The 22637-nt window shown below is 67.8% G+C and carries 17 protein-coding genes; 8 read left to right on the forward strand and 9 right to left on the reverse strand.

What is annotated here, in order from left to right; genetic code table 11:
• Positions 1–1284, forward strand: a 1284-nt coding sequence (locus ABZ671_RS30370) for a hypothetical protein (RefSeq protein WP_357864565.1), incomplete at its 5' end; no start/stop codon positions are given.
• 277 nt (positions 1285–1561) lie between these two features.
• Here the strand turns inward: ABZ671_RS30370 and ABZ671_RS30375 are convergent.
• The 6 genes from ABZ671_RS30375 to fxlM form a co-directional block, all read right to left on the reverse strand.
• A complete protein-coding gene (locus ABZ671_RS30375; protein ID WP_357864566.1) occupies positions 1562–2170 on the reverse strand; it encodes an AAA family ATPase in 609 nt (202 codons plus the stop codon).
• A 504-nt stretch (positions 2171–2674) separates the two neighbouring features.
• A complete protein-coding gene (locus tag ABZ671_RS30380) occupies positions 2675–3448 on the reverse strand; it encodes a thiopeptide-type bacteriocin biosynthesis protein (protein ID WP_357864568.1) in 774 nt (257 codons plus the stop codon).
• 13 nt (positions 3449–3461) lie between these two features.
• On the reverse strand, positions 3462–4538 hold the full coding sequence (locus tag ABZ671_RS30385; RefSeq protein WP_357864570.1) for a lanthionine synthetase C family protein: 1077 nt from the start codon (positions 4536–4538) through the stop codon (positions 3462–3464).
• Positions 4535–7270: a lantibiotic dehydratase gene (locus tag ABZ671_RS30390; RefSeq protein ID WP_357864572.1), complete on the reverse strand. Its 2736-nt coding sequence runs from the start codon at positions 7268–7270 to the stop codon at positions 4535–4537. Before ABZ671_RS30390 ends, ABZ671_RS30385 begins: the two co-directional genes overlap by 4 nt.
• 69 nt (positions 7271–7339) lie before the next feature.
• Positions 7340–7480 carry an FxLD family lanthipeptide gene (locus tag ABZ671_RS30395; RefSeq protein ID WP_357551502.1) on the reverse strand — a complete coding sequence of 47 codons (141 nt, stop codon included), beginning with the start codon at positions 7478–7480 and terminating at the stop codon, positions 7340–7342.
• A gap of 14 nt (positions 7481–7494) precedes the next feature.
• Positions 7495–8733, reverse strand: a complete 1239-nt coding sequence (gene fxlM, locus ABZ671_RS30400; protein WP_357864574.1) for a methyltransferase, FxLD system — start codon at positions 8731–8733, stop codon at positions 7495–7497.
• A 250-nt stretch (positions 8734–8983) separates the two neighbouring features.
• On the opposite strand from fxlM, the gene ABZ671_RS30405 reads away from it, so the two are divergent.
• Together ABZ671_RS30405 and ribD are read left to right on the forward strand one after the other, a co-directional pair.
• Positions 8984–10225, forward strand: coding sequence for a hypothetical protein (locus ABZ671_RS30405; protein WP_357864576.1), 1242 nt, complete (start codon positions 8984–8986; stop codon positions 10223–10225).
• Positions 10225–11100, forward strand: a complete 876-nt coding sequence (gene ribD, locus ABZ671_RS30410) for a bifunctional diaminohydroxyphosphoribosylaminopyrimidine deaminase/5-amino-6-(5-phosphoribosylamino)uracil reductase RibD (RefSeq protein ID WP_357864578.1) — start codon at positions 10225–10227, stop codon at positions 11098–11100. Before ABZ671_RS30405 ends, ribD begins: the two co-directional genes overlap by 1 nt.
• Positions 11101–11414: 314 nt before the next feature.
• On the opposite strand, the gene ABZ671_RS30415 is transcribed toward ribD, so the two are convergent.
• From ABZ671_RS30415 to ABZ671_RS30425, 3 genes are all read right to left on the reverse strand, one after another.
• The gene (locus tag ABZ671_RS30415; RefSeq protein ID WP_357864590.1) at positions 11415–12485 is read right to left on the reverse strand and encodes an IS630 family transposase; all 1071 of its coding nucleotides are present in this window, start codon (positions 12483–12485) and stop codon (positions 11415–11417) included.
• A gap of 65 nt (positions 12486–12550) precedes the next feature.
• Complete coding sequence (locus ABZ671_RS30420; RefSeq protein ID WP_357864579.1) at positions 12551–15688, reverse strand: hypothetical protein; 3138 nt, start codon at positions 15686–15688, stop codon at positions 12551–12553.
• Positions 15685–16503 (reverse strand): alpha/beta fold hydrolase, encoded by an 819-nt coding sequence (locus tag ABZ671_RS30425; RefSeq protein WP_357864580.1) that lies wholly within the window; start codon positions 16501–16503, stop codon positions 15685–15687. Before ABZ671_RS30425 ends, ABZ671_RS30420 begins: the two co-directional genes overlap by 4 nt.
• Before the next feature lie 1066 nt (positions 16504–17569).
• Here ABZ671_RS30425 and ABZ671_RS30430 point away from each other — a divergent pair.
• From ABZ671_RS30430 to ABZ671_RS30450, 5 genes are all read left to right on the forward strand, one after another.
• Positions 17570–18547, forward strand: coding sequence for an SAM-dependent methyltransferase (locus ABZ671_RS30430; protein WP_357864582.1), 978 nt, complete (start codon positions 17570–17572; stop codon positions 18545–18547).
• Positions 18540–19946, forward strand: a complete 1407-nt coding sequence (locus ABZ671_RS30435) for an APC family permease (RefSeq protein ID WP_357864592.1) — start codon at positions 18540–18542, stop codon at positions 19944–19946. The genes ABZ671_RS30430 and ABZ671_RS30435 overlap by 8 nt, the downstream gene beginning before the upstream one ends.
• Entirely contained in the window at positions 19943–20956 is a 1014-nt protein-coding gene (locus ABZ671_RS30440; protein WP_357864584.1) for an acetamidase/formamidase family protein, read from the forward strand. Before ABZ671_RS30435 ends, ABZ671_RS30440 begins: the two co-directional genes overlap by 4 nt.
• 11 nt (positions 20957–20967) lie before the next feature.
• Entirely contained in the window at positions 20968–21645 is a 678-nt protein-coding gene (locus ABZ671_RS30445) for a GPP34 family phosphoprotein (RefSeq protein ID WP_357864586.1), read from the forward strand.
• Between the two features lie 101 nt (positions 21646–21746).
• The gene (locus ABZ671_RS30450) at positions 21747–22358 is read left to right on the forward strand and encodes a GNAT family N-acetyltransferase (protein WP_357864588.1); all 612 of its coding nucleotides are present in this window, start codon (positions 21747–21749) and stop codon (positions 22356–22358) included.
• Positions 22359–22637: the final 279 nt, after the last annotated feature.

Genomic DNA, 22637 nt, shown 5'->3' on the forward strand with positions numbered 1-22637 from the left:
ACCGAGTCGACCTGTTCGACCGGCTCCTCACCCGCATCGACCGACACGCATCATGATCAGCTTGACAAGGATTACCTGCATAATGCCGATGAGCGTGCGTTCCTTGTGGTCGCCACCTTCGGTTGCCGCCTACATGGCTGTCGGAGCTCGGGCCGGCACGGGGGCAATCGTGTCTGCGATGCTCTCGGCATGTCGCAGGGGTGGTCGACGCTTCGGGAGATCGAAGAAGCGCTGGCGCGATTTGAGCAGGATTTGGGCTGGGAGAGGCCGACGCTACATGGTGTCGGCTTCACCTCTCGCGTCATCGAGCATGGCCTGAACGGGAAGGTCGCCTCCGTGGCAGCCGAGCGCGAGATTGGGTTCGTACAGGTCAACGCGCGCGAGGACCTGCTATCCGCCGCAGTGCTGGCCACGGTCACGGGTTGGCGCGCTGGCAGCGGCTCGGTTCGGCTGGGGCAGGCGCAGCTTGCGGATGCGATCAGCCTTCTGGCGCCGGCCGAGGCATGTCGGGAGGTCGAGCACCCGAACCTGCGGATCTGGCGCGAGATCCATGGCTGGGAGTGGGACGACGATCCACTGATCGCGGTCTTCGACGTCGACCCGGACGCGCCGACTGATGACCCCCATGTGATCGCATTGCGGGACGTGGTCCTGTCGGGCCGGCAGTCCGTGCTGTCTGGCGAGGTGCGTACCTGGCCCCCACCAGGGACTGATGGTCACCCTCTGCAAGCGGTCTGGGAGACCCGTTGGCAGCAGGTCGCACCGATCAGCCATCACCTGAAGTGGTTGGATGACCGCTGGGTGCGGTTTCATAGCCTGCCCGGTTCGAAACGTTACGCCGAAAACGATTCCGAGTACGCCACCATCCTGCACCGACACAATGCCATTCTTGACGAGCTTCGCGGCCAGACCGTTGACCTGCAAGTGATCACGCTGGAAGTAGCGTTTACGCCGGTGCCACGACGTCGAACGCCGATCCTGCAGGCTCTGCTACCGAACGCCGAATGCTGGTCGGTGCTGTCCTGGCCAGACCTCGACCCCGAACTTGCCTTCGCCCACGCCTACGTCAACCGCGTCGCCTGGCAGCCCGGTCGACTCGACCAACTCTTCCGCCAAGTCGCTGACGACCAGATCGCCCATGTGATCATCGCACCGCCCGACCTGGCCTGGCTTTACGCGCCTTACGACGGTGGCGCGGACGTGCTGCTGGCCAACACGGCTCTGCGCGACTACCTACGTGACCGGCATCGCCAATGGCTGTCAAGCCACCCCGCCGGGCTCTGATCCTCAGCAACTGCCCGGCCGCCCCATCGGACGCACTGTCATGGCCGCGAAGCGGGCGGCGGTTCGGGCACTCAGACAGTCACCTTCAGTTATCACGATCTTGGCTTGGCTCGGACAGCGAGCGTCGTTGAAGTTGATGGCTCGATCGACGGCAGGGTGGCGGACCTCCGGGACCACTCGTTGAGCGTCGTTATGGCGTACCCGGTTGCGCCGATGGCCACCGACACAAGCGGAATGTCCGCCTCCAGCAGGAAGCTGGAGCCGTCAGGGCAATGCCCTACCCAGTGGCCGCCACCGGTGCCCACGTGTGCTTGGTGCCGTCGGCGCAGTGCCGGCAGCGTCTCGGGCAGGGGGTCATCGGCATTGCGTGGGTGAGGCCGCTGGTGTGCAGGATCGTGGTGACGGTGTCCTCGAAGGTGCTGGACTCCGGGATGACGGTTTCTCCCGGGACGTCGAGCAGGTCGCGCGGGGTGTACCACTGGCGCATCTCCTCGGCGGTGACCGGAATCGGCTCGGCACGGCTGTGGTGGCGGCGGACGGTCTCGTCGAAGGACACATCGAGGTAGAACACCGCGCTGCGCCCGGGGTGGTCGCTGATCAGTTGATGGAGCACGGTGGCATATCGATCCGTGTGGAGGATGCCTTCCAGGATGACGTGATAGCCCAGGCCGAGTGCAGCGCGGGCGGTGGCGGTGATGAAAGCAGGAGCGACCGGTTGGATGTGGTTGCTGTCGTGCTCTCTGAGAACGACCCGACGTAGGTGGTCCTGTTCGAGTAGGGCCGCACCGCGACCGTAGCGACGGCGCACCTCGCGGGCGGTCGTGGTCTTGCCGCTGCCGGAGTTGGCCCGAATGATCACGAGGGTTGGCGAGCTGGGGGTGGTCATCGGCGGCCGCCCGTGGTGGACCAGGTGACTGCGGTGGTGGTGTGCCGGTGAGGGACGAGCCTGGGAATGGTGTCGAGGGCGGCACGAGCCATGATCTGACCTCCGTCGGTGGGCGCGGCGCTGGGTAGGCGGCGACGATATCGGGCGCATGCGACAAAGTGGTTAGTTTGGTTGCCCGACGACGGCGAGTCCCTCTCCACCGCGTCGAACTCGTCCTTCGCGCGGTCTTCCGACGTTGACCGGGCGTAGGTGCCCGTCAGGCCGGAAACCGCGGCGACTCCGTGCCGCATCCGGGCATACCCCATCCGGCCGGCTTTTCTGAGCGTGCGGCGGTGGGGGATGCGTGCGATGCACGCGGCACGCCGGCGGGTCCCGGCGTGGTGCAGTTTTGTAGCAGCTCTCGGGGCCTGTCGAGCCGAGATCGTGATAACTGAGGGTGACTTCTTGGTGCCCGAGCCGCTGCAACGCGCTTGCCTCACGTGCCGAGACAGCACAGATCCATTCTTACCCTGATGGCGCCGGAGTTTCGCTGAAGATGGCTTCCGTGGCTGCTTGTGCGAGCGTGGCTTGGGTCTTGGCGGGTATCCCGATCCGGTTCCAGTGGAAGATCACGTGTTCGGCGATGACTGCGCGTAGTCCACGTGTGAGTTTGCCTGTTTCGCGCAGGTATCGGAGGGCTGTGCCGGCGTTCTCGAACGCGGTTTGCCAGTCGCTGGGGGCGCGGGCTGTGCCGAGGAGCAGGTGGCGGACCTTGCCGGTGAATGCTTCCCAGGTGCTGGGGCCGGGAGCAGGGCGCGAGATGAGGTGCTCCTGGCGGCGCTGGGCGACTCGGGCCCATACGTCGCCTTGTTCGTTGGGGTCCAGTCCTACGGCGCGCATGAGTGCGGTGCACAGGATGAGTGAGCGTTCCCGCCGGTCGGTCGGGCGGTGGTGGAGGTAGGTGAGTAGGTGGTGGCTGTCGTGGTGGAACAGCGTGTGCGCGATGTCCATCGCGTAGGGGCCGCCGAAGGCGTGGATCTCGGGTTCGTAGATGTCGCTGGTCCAGGTGACTGTTGCGGTGAGCATGCGGCGTACCGGGTCCGGGTCGTTGTTCGGCGTGGCGGGCAGGTAGCGGATGCGCCATGGCCCTTTGCGCATGAACCACCACGAGATGATCAGGCCAGCGGCCTCGGCGTCGGGCAGAACGCGGCTGAGGTGGGGTATCGCGTGCTGTTCACGCTCTTGGCGGCTCTGGCCGGGGTAGCTGATGTTCACCTGTTTCCAGGGCGTTTCCTCCATGAGGGGCCTTTCGTCAGCTGAGTAGGAGGCAGGCGTCCCACGACGTTGAGGTGGCCGCGGCGGTCGCGAGGCGACAGCCGGTGGCGCCGTCGAGGAGTCCGGTGGGTTCGTCGTCGGCAGGGGCGGTGTGCTGGTGAAGGCGCGCCAGTGGGGAGAGGGGCGTCGGGGTGAGGGCGTCGGCGGCGATGCGTCGGCCGGTGGCGAGGAGCCCGGCGGTGCCGTGGCAGAGGCTGCGGTCGGTGAGGCGGCGGATCTGTGCGAGGTCGTTGACGCAGGCGGTGAACGCCGTCTCGGCGAGCTGTTGGCGGGTGGTGTCGTGCAGGGCGAGAGCGGCCAGTTGCTGGGCGCGGGCGATGCCGGGGGTGCCGTAGCACCAGGATGGGCGCAGCGGTTGTTGTTGTGCTGGTGTGCCGCGGTGCAGGTCGTCGAGGGTGAGGGTTTGCGGCCACCAGGTGGTGTTGCCGGTGTGCCGCTGCCAGGTGTCCAGCCATTGGCAGATCCGGGTGATCGCCTCGGTGTGTCCGTCAACGGTGATGCCATCGAGGAGGGTGAGGGCGAGCAGCGCGAGTGGGCCGGTGATGCCGTGGGCGATGCCGTGGTTGGCATGGCCTCCCGGTGGTGGCGGCTGGTTACGGTCGGGTCCGTTGGAGCACCACCAGCCGGGAAGGTCGTTGACGGGTTCGGTGAGTCGGACGAGGTAGTCCAGTACCTGGCGGAGCAGGTGGTGGTCGCCGAGGCGGCGTAGGGTGACGCCGAGGCCGGTCAGGCCGCGGATGAGGTCGTACTCGGCGTAGTGCGGCTGCTGGCGTGAGTCGATGCGGCGGTGAGCCGTTCGCAGCCGCTGGCGGGTCACCGTGGCGGTCCCGGCTGCGGCGATGGTTCGTGCTCGGGCGAGGCCCGGTTGGTCGGATGCGGCGAGGACGAAGGCGAGCGCGGGGGCGCCGTAGAAGAGGCTGGCTCCCGCGGCGATGCTGACGCCGTTGGCGGTCGCGTCCCGCAGTGCCGCGTACGCGGCTGGCCGGTTGCCGGTTTCCAGATGCAGAAGGGCGACGCCGGCAGCGCCGTCGGCGAGGGACTGCCCGGCCGTCATGGCATTGCCTGGCTGGTGCGGGCGATGGCTCGGGCCAGGCGGAGGCAGTGCCGTTCGGAGGCGGTGTCCACGCCGATCATGCGGGCGTGGTGCAGGTGCAGCAGGTCGGCCAGCACCTGGTCGAGGTCGAGGCTGTCGGCGTCGGCCAGGGCCCGGTAGGCGGCCAGCGCCGCATCCAAGCCATCGTCACGGTAGGTGGTGCGGGCGAGGTCAAGCTGGGCGGGTTCGAGTCGCGGTCCGCTGTGGTGGGGGACGTGTTCGGCGAGCCAGCGCAGGCCGTCGCCGGTGAAGCCGTCGGCGATGGCGATCATTCCGGCGGCGGTGGTGGCCTGACGGTCGCCGGTCAGCCGTTGCAGGGTGGCGCGGGAGTCAGCGGCGAACACCGCTTCGGCGGCGGCGAGGGTGGGTCCGGTGCCATGGCGGGTCTCTGGCCGGTAGGTGTGCAGGCTGTAGTCGTGCAGGACGCCTTTGTGTTCCAGTTGTTGTGCCCACTGGGCGAGGCCTCTGGCGGTGCCAGCGAAGTCGGCACCGTGGAGTGGGATGCGTAGCCGCAGGTGGGGTTCGGGGTCGGGGTAGCGCAGGAACCACCAGCCTGCGGCCAGGAGGTGGTCGGTCCGGCGGGCGAGGTCGGTGAGGATGTCGTCGAGCCGGCCGTGCAGATGAGCCTCCAGCCACGGTGACTGTCCGGGCCGGTGCTGCAGTGCGGTCACGGCCCGAGCTGGTCGGCTCGGGCGGATGGTCGGGGCATGGGCGAGGGTGAGCAGGAGTTCGGCGGGCCTGCCGGCGATCCAGCCGGCCGGGCCGGGAGCCTCGGTGAGGACAGTGCGGGTATGCCGATCGAGGTGCCTGCGTAGCAGCGCCAGGTGGGTGTTGTCGTCCAGGTCCAGACGCAGCTGCACGTCGTCGTCGCCGACGAGGATCTCGTCCGGGAGCCGGTGCTGCTCGCGATAGCGCTGCCAGGCGTCGCGCCACCGCGGCCAGGGCGCCGCGCGCGGGAAGGCCGACCGGTCGATGATCCAGCGGGCGGGATGTAGGACGCTGCGTCCACGCCGGACGCGAGGTAGGAACGGCAGGCCGCTCGCGTGGCCCCAGTCGAATCTGCTGCAGGGCGCCGTCCACGCCGTCCAGATCTCGGTCAGGAATCGCATCAGCGGTTGCTGGAGCCCGGGCAGCAGCACGCTGTTGAGCAGCAGCGGCTCGACCGGCCGACCGGTGGTCCTCGACACCAGCCACAGCCGTTGACCGTCACCGGTCACCGCGAGGTCCGCAACCGTCCACGGCGGGTCGGGGTGGAAGTCGCCGACGGGTAGGACGGGCAGCAGCTCCGGTGTCCGGGCGACCGAGGCCAGGCGCGGGTCCAGCGGGGGGCCAGACAGCTGAACCGTGTCCGCGCCGGGCAGGGCAGTCGGCAGGTGCCGGTAGACGCGCTGAAACGACGACAGTTCGGCGCGGGTGAGTAGGTGCAGGAACCGGCCGGCGGAAACCCCCGCGTGGCGGGCCCCGCTGACCACCGTCAACGTGAACGCGCCCCGGTCCAGATCCTGCGGGGCCTCGGCGGCGAGGCTGAACCGTAACTCGGTGTGCGGGATCGGCGGCCGCTCGTCGTCTCCCCGTAGGCGGCCCATCAGCTCGTCGTCGAGGACCACCTCCGCGCAGCCGTTCAGCGCCGACTGCTGCGCAAGCTGCGCGAGCAGCCGGTCGCGAGCGGTGAACACCGCGGGTACGCGCCGGGCAGATCCTCGGTATCCGGCGGGAAAGCCCAGCACGCTCAGGACATCGCGTAACGGCACGGCGGCACCCGGACCCCACCGCTGGATGAACGCGCTGTGGTATTCCGCCCATCCGAGCAGTGGCGGTGCCACCGCCGTCAGCGCCGACGCGGCACGGCCCGCCTCCTGCAGCACGACCGGTGGCAGCGTCACCGAGGCGTCGACACGCAGGTCAACCGCGACCCGATCGCCGGGATCGGGCATCGGGACGTGGCGGGCCAGGTAGGCAGCCGGGTCGGTGACGGTCATCGCCGGACGCAGCGCCGACAGCAGCACACCCGATTGCACCAGCGAGGCCAGCAGACGCTCCGCCGCCTCAACGCCGGTGGGCGCCGGTCCGGCGATTCGTACGGCGAGGTCGCCGAAGATGATCGGGGAACTCGCCGCTCGTATCGCCGCCCGTACCGGCTTGGTCAGGCGAATCTGGAGGTCCCACCTGCGGTCGTCGTCGGCGTGGGCGCAGGGCAGCACCCACACCTCGCCGCGCCGGTACCCCAAGGAGTTCGTCACCACAGCGACGTCCCGGAGCGTGGCCAGATTCTGTTCGGCCCGCGCGGTGTGCTCGGCGATGAACTGCCCATCAGGGCGGACGACCGCCCGATGTGCCTCGCCCCAGCGGACAGATGTGCGGGCACCGAACTCGACCGGGGCTACCCCGGCGAAGGTGCCGAACGGTGTCGCGCGGGTGGTCCACCTCAGCAGGTACCGGACCGCCGACTCGACCAGGCGTCGGAGCCGGTGGTGCGGAACCGGCTCGCCAGCCACGGTCCGGGTGATCTGCTCGGCCAGATGCGGTGTGGCGGAGGCGACGGCCGCCGCGAACCCCGGCAGCGCCCAGACCAGGTTCAGCCACTCCCGCCACTGCTCTGGCCGATCCGACGTCAGGTCGGGCCAGGCAGGCAGGACCAGGCGGATCGGGTAGGCGGCGACTCTGATCAGCGCCGCACCAGCCGTAGGAAACACGATGCACCACCGAGAGTGGGGGCCCGGCGTCGGCGGACGCCGGGCCCCCGGAGAGGGTGTGAGGGTCGGCTACTTGCCGGTGCAGGCGTTCGAGCCCGTGTTGCCCGAGCCGCAGCCGTCGTCGGTGCTGGTGGCGTACCCGCTGGCGGCGGGGCCGGAGTCCACCAGGGTGATGTCCAGGTCGAACTCGTCGAGTTCCGTGGTCTCCACTCGCGTTTTCCTTCCTATGCGGGGGTGAAGGTGAGGACGAGGCGGCTGTGCCGCTTGTCCAGCACCGTCCCGGCCGGCAGGTCGCCGTCGGGAGCCTGTGCGGGCAGGACGTGCAGCACCGGAGCAGGCTGCCCAGCGTCCACCCACGTGCGCATGTGCGCCACCATCTGCCCAGCCGCCGCAGCGGCGTTGGGCCCGTGAGCACACGCGCCCAGGTCAAACAAGTCGTCCGCCCAGCGCAGTGCCGAGCGGTAGAAGAACGTGCCCTCGTGCAGGGCGGCGGGCGTACCGAACCGCCACGCGGGGGTGACGACGTCGGCATCAACGGCCTCCTGTTGCGCCGAGAGAACCACGACCTGGTCCACCTCATCGGCAAGGCGAGCCGCCAGCCAGAGGTCCAGGTCGGCCAGGACGGTACGAGGCGGCAGGCTCACCTCGGCCCACACCTGCTCCCGCGGCTGCGACAGCAGCCCGCCGACGGATTCGGCGCTGACCTGCTGGCCCTCATCCAGCCGCAGGTGGACGCCCTCCGCGATGTCGACATACCGCACCTCGTGCGCTCCGGTACCTTGCATCGCCACGAACCCGCACAGGCGCTGGCTCTGGCTGACCAGCCGGTCGCCGACACGGCGTAGCGCCCACGACCTGGTCATCCCGAAGGTGCGCAACGGCGCGACCAGCACGCCGCCCTCGCCGAGCTGCGCGATCCACGCCGGGGGGATATCCCACGCCCCGGCCGTCACGATGATCAGGTCGAAGCGGCGGCTCGGACCGATTGGCTGCTCGGCGTCCGCGCATACCACGGTGACATCGCCGTACCCCGCCGCCGCCAGGCACGCCACGGCCCGTTCGGCCACTTCGGGGTCGATGTCCACGGTCGTGACCGAACCCGACGGCCCGACCAACTCGCGTAGCAGCGAGGCGTTGTAGCCGCCCGATCCGATCTCCAGCACGTGCCGGCCCGTCAAGCCGCCGTCGAGGGCGTCAGCCGCCTGACCGAGCATCTCGGCGATCAGCCACGGCGCCGATACCGAACTGATGGTCTCGTCACCGTGGCGTTTGGTGATGACGGCGGTGTCGCTGCGGTACGCCTCCTCCGGCGGGACGCCCGGCGTGTACAGCTCGCGCGGCACCGTCCGCAGCGCCGCCTCCACCTCGGGCCGCATCGTCAGCCCTTTGGCCGCATGATCAGCGACCAGCTCGTCGACCATCGCGTCACGCAGGCCCTCGCTGCTCATCGTGTCGACACTCATGTACGCGCCACTCTCCCCATCCATCACAGCCGCTTCATCCGACTGCCCCGAGCGGCCGGCTGCCGCACCGAGCCTCACCGAGTACGCCTCATACGATCACCCAGCGTGCACCGGCCGGGAATACCGACTTGCGGTCCGACTTCGCCGTCGCCCCGTGTCGCTTCCCGGCGTAGAGGCATGGGAGGTGGATGATCTAGACGGTCGGTGGCATAGTCGGCAGGGCCCGCAAGCTGGGCCGAGGGGAGAGACGGTGCCTCGCCATCCGGACACCTTGATCAGGCCGAACACCGTGTTCAGCTGTGCCCGGCAACGGTTGCCTTCGCCGATACGCCCCGGCCAGTGCATGTCTCGGGCCGAGCTGGCCGATGCCGTCAACGCTGCGCTCGACGCGATCTACCCGCGTCGTGATGTCACGGCCCACTACGTCGATTTCCGCTGGATCGGCAAGCTGGAGCGCGGCGAGCATCGCTGGCCCAGTGAAGCGCGCCGCGCAGCACTGCGCCAGGTCTTTGGTGTCCCGACCGACTTGGACCTCGACCTCTACAGCCCTCGACGTAGCGACGGGACGTATGCCGCTCAAGAGGTGGTGAAGCCTCGGCCAGGCAGTTGGGACGAGACCATCCACCTGCTACGCGAGCAGTGGCATCTCCTGGTTCAGAACGACAAGATGTTCGGCCCTGAGTACGCCCTGATGGGCGTCACCAGGCAACTGCTCGCGATCGAAGACCTTCTGCACGAGGTGCCCCAAGCGCTACGCCCCGCCGCCGTCCGCCTCGCCGCCCAGTACGCCGAATCCGCCGCCTGGCTCAACCAATCCCTCAACGAGCACGCCGCGGGCAACCACTGGACCCAACAGGCGCTCGCCTGGGCGGGGCAGATCGCCGACCCGATCATGACCGCGTGGGCCACCTACCGCAGCAGCCAACAACGGCTGACCAGCGGACACCCAGCCCAAGGCGTCGAGCAGGCCGAAGCGGCATTGCGCTACGACCAGAAGCTGCCAGGACCGATGCGGGCGGCGCTTCGTGTCCAGCACGCGCACGCTCTGGCCGCCACAGGCGAGCACCGCGCCGCCATGCTTCTGCTGGACGACGCACATCGCTGGGCAGCGGATCGCCGCTCCGGCAAACCCGAGGGAGATCACGGTTCCTACTGCACGAGCGGCTACATCGAAGTACACCGCGGGGCATGCCTTCGGCTGGCGCAACGACCAGCCGAGGCAATCACCGTGCTGGAAGAAGCTCTTCCCACGATCCCGCCGCAGCACCGCCAGGACTTCGCGTCCGCCCTACTGAACAAAGCCGCAGCCCACGCCGCAGCGAACCAACCCGACCTGGCCGCGGCGGCCGCACACCACGCACTACCCATCGCGCGTCGAGCCGGCTCACGACGAATCCTGCACCAACTCGCGCAGCTGGGCACTGTGGTCAGCGGACACCAGCAACTGCCGGAGGTCCGCGCCTTTCTCGACGATCTCAAGGAGGCCAGCTGATGGCATCCGCCGCCGAAGTGGCCGCGATGCGGCAGGCAATCATGCTGTCATCGTTCGGCCTGGGCACCACGAGCCCAAACCCGCCCGTCGGTTGCGTCATCCTCGATCGTCACGGCAGGGCCGTGGGTGCCGGCTACCACCGGCGCAAAGGAGAAGCCCACGCCGAGGCGAACGCCCTTGCCGCCGCTGGCGCCGCAGCGCGAGGTGGCACCGCCGTCGTCACGCTCGAACCCTGCAACCACATCGGCGTCACCCCGGCCTGCCGCCAGGAACTCATCAACGCCGGCATCGCCCGAGTCGTCATCAGCGTCATCGACCCGACCTCCCGGGGCGACGGAGGCGCCGCCGTGCTAGCAGCCCACGGCATCGACGTCGAAACCAACGTGATACCCGATGAAACACACGCTGTCCTCGGCCCTTGGCTCGCCGCCACCCGTCGCCGCCGGCCCTACCTGACCTGGGCCTACGCCCTCGGCCAGGACGGCCACGACCTCAACGAGCGACTAGCAGCGGATCTGCGCAGCAGGGCAGACCTCGTGCTCGGCGGCAAGGCAACCGAGGAGGGCATCCCCGGCGGCCATGCACCCAAGCACTTCACGTTGCCCGAAGACCCGACCAGCGACCTCCGACAGTGGCTTTCGGCCTGCTACGCCACCGGCTCGCGCGCCATCCTCGCCGTAGGCGCTCACCATCGCGGTGCTCTTCGCGGCAACCTCGATTGCGTCGATCAGATAGTGGTTGCCATGGAGAGAACCCCGTCGGCTGCTGATCTCACGGCAGCCACCGCAGGCCTTGCGCCGACCGGATTCGAGGTGGCGGACATCTCCTCCTGGGGCCTGGGCGTGCGGGTCCACCTTAGCCGCCTCGGCCCGTAGGCCAGGTCGAGATCATCGGCCGAGGTGTCGGCGTGTCGGCGGCCAGTGAAAAATGGCTCTGGCACGAGTTGCGTGACCGGCCTCTTCCGATGCCACCCGGCGGTCGGGATGAGGATGCGCCTGCTGGGCGCTTCCACGCGTCACCGCACCCGCACCCACCAGAGGGCGTGGTTGTCCAGCCACCGCGACGTCGCGACGAGCGCCCGGGCCCGGCGCACTGCCCACTCGGATTCGGTCGGGCACCGCGTACTGTCGTGGACACGACGCCGCCGAGGGGACCGAATCGCTCGGCGTGTCCTATCTAGTGTTCCGTCTCAGTTTTGACTAGCCACTTGCTGGAGGGCGACTCGTCCACGTCGGACCTTGGCCAGGACCGATTCGGCGGTGGCGGTCCACACGAACGGTTTCGGGTCGTCGTTGTGTACGCGCAGGTACTCCTCGATCGCGGTGACGAGGTCATCGACGCTGCGGAACACGCCGCGGCGGATCATCTTGTCGGTCAGGTCGGCGAACCAGCGTTCCACCAGGTTGAGCCAGGACGAACTGGTCGGGGTGAAGTGCAGATGGAATCGAGGGTGCTTGGCCAGCCATGCTTTGACGTTGGGGTGGGTGTGGGTGCCGTAGTTGTCGACGATCAGGTGGATCTGCAGCTTGCGGGGCACCGTGGTGTCGATGGTGCGCAGGAACCGCAGGAACTCGTCGTGGCGGTGCCGAGCGAAGCACTTGCCGATCACCTTGCCGGTCAGCACGTCCAACGCGGCGAACAGGGTCGTGGTGCCGTGCCGCTTGTAGTCGTGGGTCATCGTGCCGGCCCGCCCCGGTTTGAGCGGCAAGCTCGGCTGGGTGCGGTCCAGGGCCTGAATCTGCGACTTCTCGTCCATGCACAGCACCACCGCTTTGTCCGGCGGGTTCAGGTACAGGCCCACCACGTCGACGAGCTTCTCCTCGAACCGCTTGTCGTTGGACAGTTTGAACGTCTCCACCAGGTGCGGCTTGAGCCCTCGGGCGTCCCACACCCGCTGCACCGTCGCCGGCGACACGCCGACCTTCACCGCCATCGACCGGCACGACCAGTGCGTCGCCCCCTCCGGCTTGGTGTGCAGCGTCAACTCCACAATCTGATCGATCGTGGCCTGCGGAATCGACGCCTTACGGCCCCGACCCGACGCGACCTTGCCCAGATCGGCCAGCCCACGCTCGGCGAACTCCGACCGCCACGCCCGCACCGTCACCCGGGTCACCCCGGCCAACGCCGCATTGTCGGCATTCGACACCCCGTCCGCGGCGCGCAGCAGCACCTGCGCCCGCTGCACCAGCCGATGCGCGGCGGTACGCGACTTGGCAAGAGACTCCAGCAGTTCCCGCTGGCCGGGTTCGAGCACCAGTGGTGCGGCAGCGCGTGTCACGTCCAGAGTTTACGAGAACGGCTAGCTATTTGCGAGACAGAACACTAGAGATGGCGCCGGTACCGCTCGGCCTCAGCATCCTGCTGCGTGCCCTCCTGCTCGTACCTCTTGACAAGGGCGTCCAGAATGCGACGCATGCGGGGGTGATCATCAGCTTGCCGTGCGAAGTCCCGGTACTGGTCGGCGATTCTCCGTTCCTGGGTGCCTCCGTCGGAGAGCCTGCGGCAGGTCAACCCACGTCGGTTGTAGAGCGCTACCCACAACCCGCGGTCGAGGTCGTCACTGCCGATCTCCTCAAGAATTTCCCCGATCTCGTCGATCGCTGATGGGACCGCATGAACAAGAACGCTTGCGATCATCTCGTCACCGATCTTTTGGAGATCGTAGGCCGCGAACAACGCTCGGGCCTTCTCCACCCAGTCGTGGACGGATCCGAACGTTATCGCCCCGTTTGGATCGCTTCCGGGACAGCGGATGACGGCATCCAGCGCCCGGTGGGCGGCCGTGCGGGCTTCCCGCGAGTCGCCCCGGAGGCTGGTCACGGCGAGTTCGGTGAAGAAGGCGGGGTTCTGCACCAGCAGCTCTGTTGTCGCCGGTAGCGTGGTCTCGAGGCTGCCTATCCGAGTGCTGAAGTTGAGCTCGATCGCGATGATGCGCCGCCGATCGACCGTCTCCCGGTACCGCGCCAGTATGTCGATCATAATCTGCAGGTCGTGCGTCGAAACGATGTGTGCTTCCGGATCCGCATCGCGTGAACGTGCGAACCCTTCACAGGCGACGACCGCTTGTGCGGCAATGTCGGCCGACTCGACTCGCGCGGAATAGATGGAGATCAGATCCAGGGCTGCGGCGAAACGTCCGACGCTGTTCAGTCCCGCAGCGGCCTCGGCAACACTATCAAAATCTACGCCTAGGCCGAAGGTGGGGAATTTGAGCCAGTACGCCTCCGACGTGGGGGCGTCCAGGGTCCGGAGCTGCTTCCACGCCCATTGCGGGTCGCGCGATGCCAGGAGGATCGCCGCGCGCCGGCTCGGATCGTGCGCCCGGCCTAGCAGCTCTGTCCGCCTCCTGCCTTCGTCCTCTCGCATCCGCGCGGCAAAGTACGCGAATGCGAGAGGGCCACGGTCACCGGTGAGCCAGGACATCAGCTGGCCCTCGTCGTCCTGCTGCGGCAACACGTCGCCGATCAGATCACCGTTCCCCGTCTCGTCGGCGAGGACGAGCAGAGCGTCAAGGCCTTCCTCGTTCAAGATCTCTTTCACGGCGTCGACCCGCGATCGAGCCAGGCCGGCGCCTCCATCGACGGCATACCCGGCGCGACTGGGCCATCGGTCGGTGAACAGCCAGCGGTGCCGGTCGACGGCGCGTTCGGGACTGAACGAGTTGGCGATCCGGGCCAGCTCGCCGACATCCTTCGGCGGGAGCGCCCATGACTCATCCGCGAACTGCTGGTGCCGGGTGACAACTTCCTGGAGTGCCTCGAACAGGCGCCGCCGGGGTACCACATCGGTGACCACAAGGTCATCGAGCAGCTGAGTGAAGACCCTCATTTCTTCAGTAGGCATCGCGTCGATCTTTGGCACGAGATCCGCGCAGCGGCTGGGGTCGGTACCAGCATCGCCGATCGCTAGGGCGGCGACGTCGCGGAATGCCTGGTAAGCATCGCTGGGGGATGTTCCCTCAGGTATGGGCCACTCTCGGACGTACGGCTGCGGGTGCCGAGTGCGGATTACGCCCCCGTGGGGTAGCAGTTCCAGCAGCAGCGCACGAGCCACTGCCGGATGGGTTCTTAGCAGTCGCCGCAGCGCTCTCTGCCGCACCTTTCGGGATGCACGGGTCTGCGGGTAGCTGCAGTCGAAGACACCCGCGAGTGACGCCGCAGGCCTATTCGACAGGCTTCCGCCGGGGTCAACAGCGGCCAAGTCAGCCAAGACGTCCACGGCGCCGTCGAAGTACTCGGTGGGCCGGGCCAGCAGTTCCAGCGCCCAAAGGAACGGCGGGTAGATTTGTTCGGAGCCGAACATGGCGGTGTGCGAGGCGGGCGACCGGGAAAGCGCGTCCAATAGGACTCTCGGCGCGGCCTCGGTCAGCAGCTGAACCACGTCCGTAAGCGCGAACCAGTCAGCCGTTGTGGCGCCGGCCAGCAGCTCACGCACGACCCGGTCAGCGAGGCCGGCGGTCGGTATTGCGGACGAACCGCCCCCGTGAACGGACAACAGCACCAGCGACCGGGAAACACCCCGCCGTAACGCTCCCGATACCTCGCCACCCGCTCGCAGCACCTGTACAGCCAGGTCCGCAAAGCGAGTCAAGTCTTCCGTGGTGAAGCTCTTCCTCAGCAGCAGGAAAGCGTTCTCGGGCTCCTGCACGTACCACCGGCCGTCCAACATTCCGAGCAGGGGCAGATCGGGGTCGGTGATCAGATATCCCGCCTGGTCCATCAGCTCGGAAGGCCGTAGCCCGGTGAACCCAGCGACGAAATCGGAGTCCTCGTCAGTGAAGTCTCCGAGTAAGCTCAGCCGCCGGCACACCATGCTCGGGTTCACAGCCCACGACGCCTCGGGACACTCCGGGTAGCGGGACAGCGCATGGCGCAGCTGCTCGAGTCCCCGTCGAGCAAGCCCACCGCATCTCTGTGCACGCCCACGTTCCATCTCCGTAGCAGCCAGCAGTTGCGCCACGGCGTCGCCGTCGACCGCGGGTACGGTCACAGCCGGATGCATCGCCTGACGCCCAAAAAGGACGATCTTGTGCGGGCCAGTCAGGGGCAGACCTGCCGGCTCGGTGCCAGCGACCAGCATTAGAATCCGCGGGTCCGTTCCGCCCAACATGACGGCAAGTCCAGCCGGGTCTCCGACAAACACCGCTTGCTGCCCCAGCGGGCTGTCAAGCAGCGACGCGGCCAGGAACGCCTTCATCTCCATCATACTCAATTCGCCGTACACAGCGATAACGGGCTTGCCGCCCGAGAGCGCGGTGCGCAGGGCTGCAGCAGCCGCCTGCCGGCCGGCCAGTACGATCTCGCTGACAAGGGGCGGGTCAGTGAAGGGAAGCCAGGTCTCGGACCACCAGATAACGAGCTCCTGCGTCCCGATCGATGGCGCCGGCGAGGTGAGGTGAATTTCCTGCGTATTGTTGTCGCCGACCTGGAACCCGAAGCTGTCAGAGATGTCTACATTCATGAATTAACTTGTATGTTGTTGTCGCCGACCTGGAATCCCGAGCTGCCCGTGATGGTGACGGGCCCCCTGCCGGGACCCGACGGAGCAGCCGGGGACGGCGGCGGGGTTGCAGAGAAGTCTGCCACCAAGTGCCTGCTGATGGTCGCCGCGGTGGTACTCCCAGCCAGCTCCGGATCGATGATCGAGGAGTGGCCTCCGGGCAGGACGCCGGCCTTCGGAAACGTCCCTTGGGCTGACACTCGTTTCACAACGTTGTCCCGGTCACCCGCGTAGACATGAACCGGAATCGGGCACTCGCGAGCGCTCACCTTGGTAGCGTTGACGATCTGCGTAAGAACCTTGCGGCGAGCCGCGGCGATGCTCACATCGAACTGCCGAAGCGTCTTTCCCTGCGGATGAAACCCAAAGCCAGCTGCAGTCCGGAGTGATCTCAGGTAGTCGCTGCCTTCGTGCGGGCAGGCAAGCATCAGGATGGACCGGATCCGCGCGAGGTCCTGGCCGCGCCCTTCGTCCAGCATCCAGGCAAGGTAGCGCTGGAGGATTAGGCCTCCCTGACTGTGCGTAACAAATGCCAGCCCGCCTCCCTCGGGCACGAGGGCGTCAAGGAAGGAACCGAGCGCCTGTGCAATGTCGTCGTAGTCCGGCGTGCGGAGCGGCATGAGTGGCACCCACAGCTTCGGCGAGGGGTAGCCGTAGCGATGCCAGCTGAAGTCGGCCAGCTTCGGGTCTGCCTCAAGTACCCGAGCGAGCCCGTCCCATGTGGCCGATGACGACCAAAAGCCGTGGATGAGAACGACGCGCCCCGCGATGACCACCGGCTGCCTCCCCGATCTCATTCGGCGCTGTGAGCCTACGGCGGCCGGCACCTCACCTACGGCTCCGACACGCCACCACGCGCAGTGCCGCGTGTCGGCACCTTGAGTTAGGTATGCCGATCTCTCACAGAAACCGCGACGACGTGCTCAGCCACGGCCGCCTCGGCCACACTGGGCGAGTCTTGCACCCACACCTGACTCATATCTACCAGCGGTCGAAGGTCGGCTGCACCGATGCCGCCCTCATCTACGCCGAAGTCCGCCAGCAGGGCTACCGCGGCAGCGAACGCAGTGCCCGCCGCTACCTGCAACCCCTCCGCGAGTCCGGCAAGCCAGCTCTACCCCAACCACCGGCGTGGCCGTGCGGTAAGCGATGAACTGGCTTACGCGCGCCACGGACCGGCGAGCACCGGATCAAGCGACACAGCGTCCTCGATCGCTGCCCAGCACTACGCGAAGCCGCTGACATCGTCAGCTCCTTCGCCGTGATCATGACCAAACTTGGAGGCCAGGACCTGCCGGACTGGCTCGGCAAAGGCGAGGCCATCACCCATTGCCACCACTCTCCAACGAGTGGATCAAAGCCCTGTCAACCCGCTAGCCCGGCGGACGACATCGGCGAAGTGGATGGCGCGACAGGTTCCCGCAGGTCATCTACTGGTCGGATCGCAAGTCAGTACGCGAGGTCGGACCGAAGGTCGGTATTCCCAGCTCTGCGCCGTTCCGTGATCGTTGATTCGAAGCCAGCTATTCGCCAATGCGGGGCAGAGGCACCAGGAGGGGTGAACGCGCCGATGAAGCGGTTCCTCCGGGCTGACGACCGGTCGTTCAGTCCTCTCGATTGCCCTAGCTCGGGCCGCAGAATCGCCATGGCGTTTCTCGACGGTTGTGCGGAGCGCCCGCGGCTTACCCACGCAACCCGCAGCAGGGATCTCGTCGAGGCGCAGATGAGCCGCCTACCGTTCTGGCCATTGCGTTTCGGTCGGCCAGTCCCAGGTCCCTCCGCTGCACCGCCCTCGCGGTGCCTTGCCCGGAGGCAGTCGTCGTCCGAGGAGCGACCGGGCCGATGACTGATCCAGCACAGCCGCTCGCGGGTGCCCTCGCCGCGCACGATCGCTTTGCCGGCCACTTCTGGTCGTTCACGGAGGACCGCCGCGCCGTGCGCTTCCCACGGTGCCATAGCGCCGTCGCGATCAGCCATTTGGCTGGCCCAAGCGCTGGCCGCGAGGAATCAGGCGTGTGCCTGGACAGGACGTCCGGTTGGCGCGTCGAGGACTGCCGCCTCGGTGGGGCGCACAACTTCGCAGCCGACCGTGCGGCGGCCCACCAGTTGCTCCGCCAGCTGCCGCATGCAGCGGCTGACCTGGGGGCGTGCCGACTCTTCGTCGCGCGGGCGATCCGATACGTGGCAGTTCTCAAGATCCGGCAGTTCGTGGTGCTCGGCCCTCCGTTGCCGCTGCCGGGCGGGGTTCATCAGGTGGCTCTCGCCGCTGCGCCCGATGCGCGAGTGGTTTACGTGGCGTCCGACCCGGTAGCGGTTGCCTTCAACCGCCTGGCCACCGCCGATCTCTGTCCCGCTGTGACGTCAGTTGGCGCTGGGTCATTCGCCGACGCATTGCCGGCGGCGGCTGGCGCCGGCGCGATCGACGCGGAACAGCCGGTGTGCCTGGTCGTCGCGGGGCTCGACCCAGTGCTCACGGAGCGTCTACAGCAATCGATCGCCGCGATCGCCGCTGATCTTGCCGCCGGTTCGGTTCTCGTCGTCGCGTACCCCAGCGACGGTGCCGCCAGCGCAAGGGCCCGTCTCGCTATCGGACAGCACAAGCCATTTCCGACGCCGACGTCGGCGCAACACCTATTGAGCGGACTGAACCTGCTGCCGCCGGGCTTGGTCCCTCCAGACGCCTGGCAGCCCGGAGAGTCACGACCGCAGCCACAGATCGCGCGGTGGCTCGCAGGTCTGGCAGTGAAGCAGCCGCAACGGACATCGACCCACAACCCGTTCCCTCTTACCCCTTGTCAGGAAGGGCTCCGTGATGGTTGAGCAGGACGAACTGGCCCGCTACGGCTACCGGCAGGAGCTGAGCCGGCAACTGCGGTTCCGTGACCTGATCTCGTACGGACTGGTGTACATGGTGCCGATCGCGCCGATGGCGATCTTCGGCAGTGTGTACGCCGGCTCGGGTGGGATGGTGGCCCTGGCGTACGCGATCGGTGTGGTCGCGCTGGTGTTCACCGCGTTCTCGTACGCCCAGATGGTTCGGGCGTTCCCGATGTCGGGGAGCGTCTACAACTACGCCGGCCGGGGCATCAGCCCGCCGGTCGGTTTCCTCGCCGGCTGGGTGATCCTCCTCGACTACGTCCTCGTACCGGGCCTGCTCTACCTGGTGGCGTCGGTGGCGATGCACGCGATCGTGCCCGCAGTGCCGGTCTGGGCGTGGCTTCTGGGCTTCGTCGCCGTAAACACGGTCGTCAACTCGGTCGGGATCCGCATGACCGCCATGGTCACCCGAATCATGCTGATCGGCGAGCTGACGGTCCTGGCGATCTTCATCGCCGTCGCCAGCTGGGCCCTCGCCTCCGGGAGGGGCCACTTCAGCTGGGATGCCTTCTACAACTCCGACACGTTCACCTGGTCGCTGGTGGCGGGGGCCGTGTCGATCGCCGTGCTGTCCTTCCTCGGCTTCGACGGCATCAGCATGCTCGCCGAAGAAGCCAAGGGCGGGGCCCGGCAGGTCGGCCGGGCCATGGCCGCCGTCCTCGCCCTGGCGGGGGTGCTGTTCATCGCCCAGACATGGCTGGCCGCGATGCTCGTCTCCAACCCGTCCGGGCTGCTGACCGGCGGGGACCCTGACGGCACGGCCTTCTACGACGCCGCCCAGGTCGCTGGCGGAGGCTGGCTGGCGACCTTGTGTGCGGTGGCGACGGCCGTGGCGTGGGGGTTGCCGAACTCGATGGTCGCCCAGGTCGCCACCAGCCGGCTGTTGTACGCGATGGCCCGCGACCGGCAGCTACCCCGATTCCTGTCGAAGGTGTCCCTCCGCCACAACGTGCCGATCAACGCCACCCTGCTCACCGGAGCCGTGTCCCTCGCCCTCGGTCTGTACATGGCTGCCCGGGCGGACGGGATCACCCTGCTGTCGTCGCTGATCAACTTCGGGGCCCTCTGCGCGTTCCTGGTCCTGCACGTGTCCGTGGTGGTGCATCACCTTGTCCGCCGCCGCAGCGGCAATCTCTGGGCGCACTTGGTGATGCCTGCGATCGGGTTCGTAATCCTCGCGTACGTGGTGGTCAACGCGAATATCGCCGCTCAGCGCCTCGGCCTGGCCTGGCTCGCCCTCGGCGCGATCGTGCTCGCCGGCCTGTACCTGTCGGGTCGCCGGCCGGTGCTGTCCGGGCTGGCGCCCGTGCAGCCGCAGCAGCGTGACCTGGAGAGGGTGTGACGACCATGGAGAAAATCACCTACCGACCGGCGCGGGACGAGCTGGCCTACACCTTCGGCGGGCGACTCCCGGTCGCGCACCTGCGCTCCGGTGACATCCTCGAGGTGTTCACCGAGGACTGCTTCGGCGGCCTCGTGCGGGGGCCGGCGGATCTGCCGTCGCAAGTGTGCCGCATGCCCTACCTCAACCCCGTGTCCGGGCCGTTCTTCGTCGAAGACGCCGAGCCCGGCGACACCCTCGCCATCCATCTCGTCTCGATCGCTCCAGCGCGGGACTGGGGTATGTCATCGACGTTCCCGCACTTCGGCGCCCTCACGTCGACCTCGCACACCGCGATGCTGCAGCCGCCGTTGGAGGAACGAGTGTGGGTGTACGGCATCGACCGTCAGGCAGGTTCGGTGCAGTTCCAGGCCACGGAAACCGGCCACACCGTCGACCTCCCACTGGAGCCGATGATCGGCACGATTGGCGTCGCCCCTGGCGGGATGGAGGCCCGCTCCACGATCGTCCCGGACGTGCATGGCGGGAACCTCGACACCCCGCAACTGCGGGCCGGCGCCACCCTCTATCTGGGGGTGAGGGTGCATGGGGCGATGCTCGCCCTCGGTGACGGCCATGCCCGCCAGGGCGAGGGGGAGGCCTGCGGCGTCGGTGTCGAGATCGCCACCATCACAACCCTCGCGATCGAGGTGATCAAGGGTGTACCCACGATGTGGCCTCGCTTGGAGACGGACGCGGCGATCATGTCCATCGGCTGCGCCCGCCCGTTGGAAGACGCCTACCGGATCGCCCACCACGATCTCGTCGGCTGGGTGGGAGCCCTGACCGGCCTGGAGACGCTCGACGCCTACCAGTTGGTGTCGCAGGCGGGGCGGGCGCCGATCGGCAACGTGTGCGACCCGAACTACACGGTCCTCGCCGCGGTCGACAAGGCGCTGCTTCCCGCACCCACCGCTGCCTACAACGGCGCGCACGGCCGACTGCGGCAGTCCACGGCAGGGCTGGGGTAGGGGGCGCTGTCATGACTGTTCCTCGGCTGCCGCTGCGGGATGAGCTGTTCCTGCTCGGCCACAACGACGACACCGGCCAGCTGCACATCCATCGGCAGGCGTTGGCGCTCGGGCTGGCGGGCGCCGTTCTGATCGACCTGTTCCTGGCCGGGCGGGTCGTGCTCGCCCCCGCCGTCGACGCGCACCCGGCCAGTGAGCGGTGGCTTCGGTTGCACCACGATCAGTCTGTTGGTGACCTGATCGCCGATACCGCCATCGCCGCCATTCGCTACGGTCGCACCGCCCCACAGGTACGGGCGTTCCTGCGCGGGTTCTCCGAGGATCTGTACGAGCGCACCCGGGCTGGTCTCGTCGCCGCCGGCATCCTCCAGCAGCGCACCCGCCGACGCCTCGGTGGTCTCGCCCGCGCCGACACTTACCTCGTCACCGACAGCAAATGGTCCGTCGTCGCGCGGGCTCGGTTACGGTATCTCGCTGCCGGGCACGAGCAGCCGGACAACCACACTGCTGCCCTCGCCGGACTCGTCGCAGTCCTTGGCCTCACCGCGCACCTCTATCTCGGCGACGACACCGCCACCCTCACCGCGCACCTGAAGACGATCGCCAACCAACACCTCTCGCCGGTACGCGACATCACCGCCGCCGTCGACGCCGCGGTCGGTGACCTCGCCACCGCCACCTACCGGTGAGTGCGACACCAAGTCGCATCGCTGAGAAGCCACCTGCCTGGCGTTTTGGAGGCGCGGCGACGCGCTTCCGTTACCTGATATCGAAACGAGGAACCGAACCGATGGAGGCTGCTGTGCGTATCCGGGCTGGCCGCTGGGCAGACAAGGACGCCGTCGCTGCGCTGATCGCCGATGCCCTGAACCCCAGCTCGCTCGCCGCATGGCTGGTAACCAGCCCAGATCAACGGCGCCAGGTGTTGGCCAACGTCGCCGCGATATGGGTGGAACATGCAATGTTCTTCGGCGACATCCATCTCACCGACGACCTCACCGCTGCTGCGGTTGGCTTCCACCGATACCGGCCGATCCCGCTACCGGCCAACTACGGCATCCGGCTCACCGACGCTGCTGGAGCACACACCGATCGATTCGACCTGCTGGACAGCATCCTGTCCACGAAACAGCCCACCGAGCCGCATTACCACCTAGCGTTTGTCGTCGTTCACCCGGACGTCCAACGGGCCGGCCTCGGCGCCGCGTTGCTGGACCACCACCGCAACCGCCTCGACCGCATCAACCTGCCGGCGTGGACCGCCATGCTCGCCGACACAGAGCCACTACTCGCCCGCTATGGCTATACACCGCGACCATCGACCAGCCTGCCCGATGGTCCGACCCTGCAGCCGATGCGCCGCAACGCGCACCGCGGCAGCAACGCTGGACCGTTTATGTAACACCAGCAGCCCGACCTGCAACCGCTGGCAGGACTCACTTGGCTAGCCTCGCCGTCCTCACCCATGACGGCATCTGCGCCCTGTCGATAGGGCCCTCACCGCGACTGCCCAGCCAGCCGCCTGACCGCCCACCCGCGGCTCATCAGAGGGAGTGTGGATCTAACGGTGTTTCCGGCCTGACCCACCGGGCGTTGTGCCTGGTGAGGAGGGTGCCGTGATGACCGCGACACTGAACGACGTGACCGGACGGAAGAAGCGGCCTGAGCCGTCGGCGGAGGA

It is taken from the genome of Micromonospora sp. NPDC006766, assembly GCF_040636055.1.
In the GTDB taxonomy this organism is placed as follows: Bacteria; Actinomycetota; Actinomycetes; order Mycobacteriales; family Micromonosporaceae; genus Micromonospora.

Excerpts from the sequence above, each read along its gene's own strand:
- ABZ671_RS30375 (WP_357864566.1), bottom strand. The coding sequence starts at position 2,170 with ATGACCACCCCCAGCTCGCCAACCCTCGTGATCATTCGGGCCAACTCC.
- ABZ671_RS30380 (WP_357864568.1), bottom strand. The coding sequence starts at position 3,448 with ATGGAGGAAACGCCCTGGAAACAGGTGAACATCAGCTACCCCGGCCAG.
- ABZ671_RS30385 (WP_357864570.1), bottom strand. The coding sequence starts at position 4,538 with ATGACGGCCGGGCAGTCCCTCGCCGACGGCGCTGCCGGCGTCGCCCTT.
- fxlM (WP_357864574.1), bottom strand. The coding sequence starts at position 8,733 with ATGAGTGTCGACACGATGAGCAGCGAGGGCCTGCGTGACGCGATGGTC.
- ribD (WP_357864578.1), top strand. The coding sequence starts at position 10,225 with ATGGCATCCGCCGCCGAAGTGGCCGCGATGCGGCAGGCAATCATGCTG.
- ABZ671_RS30420 (WP_357864579.1), bottom strand. The coding sequence starts at position 15,688 with ATGAATGTAGACATCTCTGACAGCTTCGGGTTCCAGGTCGGCGACAAC.
- ABZ671_RS30430 (WP_357864582.1), top strand. The coding sequence starts at position 17,570 with ATGACTGATCCAGCACAGCCGCTCGCGGGTGCCCTCGCCGCGCACGAT.
- ABZ671_RS30435 (WP_357864592.1), top strand. The coding sequence starts at position 18,540 with ATGGTTGAGCAGGACGAACTGGCCCGCTACGGCTACCGGCAGGAGCTG.
- ABZ671_RS30445 (WP_357864586.1), top strand. The coding sequence starts at position 20,968 with ATGACTGTTCCTCGGCTGCCGCTGCGGGATGAGCTGTTCCTGCTCGGC.
- ABZ671_RS30450 (WP_357864588.1), top strand. The coding sequence starts at position 21,747 with ATGGAGGCTGCTGTGCGTATCCGGGCTGGCCGCTGGGCAGACAAGGAC.